Raw genomic sequence first — 1,574 nt, 5'->3', positions numbered from 1 at the left:
GGCGGACGACCCCACTTCGCGGACACCCCCTAGGGCGACGAGGCCCGCCGGATCGGGCAGGGCGCCGATCGCGGCCGTGATCCGGTCGAAGAGCACGAACGCCACCGCCGTCGAGATCTGCTGGCCGGCGATGTGCAGCACCAGGGCCGCGAACCGGTCGCCCTCCGTCCGTCCGCCGTCGTCCCAGCGGAACGGGTCGGGACGGCCGTAGGACGCGGTCAGGCGGCCCAGCACCGGGTCCAGGCGGGCGAGTTCGCCGTACGGGTCGCCGGTGGCCGCGACGGGCTCTGTGCTCACGGTGTCTCCTGGTCAGGGGTGTCGGTGAGGGGCGGGTTGCGCGGGTACGGGGCGACCGTTTCGGCGAGCACCGGGACCGTGGTCCTGACGACTCGGCGCGGGGTGAAGCGCACCCGCCGTCCCGTGCCGCCGTCGTCGCCGGGGACCCCCGGCGCGGTCCAGTCGACGGCCGCCGTGCCGGACAACTGGAGGGTCGTACCGGTGGTGAAGTCCAGGAAGAGGAGGGCGGCGGTGCTGTCGGCGGCCAGGTTGCCCAGGCTGTTGAACATGTTGTTGCCCGGATAGTCCGGCCACCACAGACCGTCGCTGTCCGCCCGTACGAAACCGGGGGTGCCGCCCCGGTGGGAGGCGTCGGCGCCCCGGGTCGGGTGGGCGGTGCCCAGGAAGAAGGTGTCGGCGGCCCGGATCAGCCGCACGTCCTCGGCGTCCGGCGAGTCGCCGGACCGCACCTCGGGGACCCGGGTGCCCGCGCTCCCCGGCGGGCGGTGGAGGTGCCGCCGCTGAATGTACTGGGGGCAGTTCCCGTACGCCTGGTCGACCGCGACCGTGAGCCCGGACGGGCCGGCCCCGGCCAGGGAGCCGTTGATCCTCAGCCGGCGGCGGGTGGCGAAGTCGATGGCGATCATCCCGACCGGCTGGTCCGTGGCCAGGTCCGCGAGCGGGTCTCCGGGGGCGGGCAGGGCGTGGACCTCCAGGGACCGGTCCCGCGCGACGAGGAAGCCGGGGGCGCCGGGCAGGGGCGAGGTCCAGAGCAGACCGTCACGATCGCGGGCGGTGAGGACGGCCAGGTCGCGGTCGCGGAGGAAGATCGCCGCGCCGCCGCTCAGGTCGGGCGGGGCCAGCATGCCGGCGAGGCGGGCGGCCGGTCCGCCGACCCCGGCGCGCCGCTGCACCGCCAGCTCGCCCTCGTGGAAACCGGTCGGAACGCCCATTCCCCTCACCCCTAACGCTTGATGTGCACCTTTACCATTAGGTGCTCGACAAGAGAACCACATACGTCCCGGCTCGTCAAATGGATAGGACAATCGACAGCCATTAGGGACCCGGTTAGGCTGAGGACATGGAGAGCACTGATCCACCGGGCGCCGCCCCGCCGGGCGCCCCGCCGCCACCCCTCGGCGAGCCCCTCCCGGTCGAGCTGATGAACACCGTCTGGGCGGACCGGGACGGGGTGTACGACGCGCTGGTGGACGCGGGCGACCTGGGCCGGTGGCTGCGCGCCGTGGAGGCGCGCTTCTCGCCGCGGCTGGAGCCGGCGCGCCTGGAGCCGGACGGGC

Annotated in this window: 2 protein-coding genes and 1 pseudogene; 1 reads left to right on the top strand and 2 read right to left on the bottom strand. The window is 74.2% G+C overall.

All coding sequences use genetic code 11. From position 1 onward, the window contains the following. Together GT042_RS14035 and GT042_RS14030 are read right to left on the bottom strand one after the other, a co-directional pair. Window positions 1-297, bottom strand: a 297-nt coding sequence (locus GT042_RS14035; protein ID WP_202532751.1) for a hypothetical protein, incomplete at its 3' end; no start/stop codon positions are given. Next, a complete protein-coding gene (locus GT042_RS14030) occupies window positions 294-1,229 on the bottom strand; it encodes a pyridoxamine 5'-phosphate oxidase family protein (RefSeq protein WP_161309039.1) in 936 nt (311 codons plus the stop codon). The genes GT042_RS14030 and GT042_RS14035, both read right to left, overlap by 4 nt. Before the next feature lie 128 nt (window positions 1,230-1,357). On the opposite strand from GT042_RS14030, the pseudogene GT042_RS14025 reads away from it, so the two are divergent. Then, window positions 1,358-1,574: pseudogene (locus GT042_RS14025) on the top strand (hypothetical protein); the annotation flags it as partial.

This window comes from Streptomyces sp. SID3212 (genome assembly GCF_009865405.1).
Lineage (GTDB): Bacteria > Actinomycetota > Actinomycetes > Streptomycetales > Streptomycetaceae > Streptomyces.
Note: the sequence above shows the minus strand (reverse complement) of the source record. Positions and strands in the feature narration are given on the sequence as shown.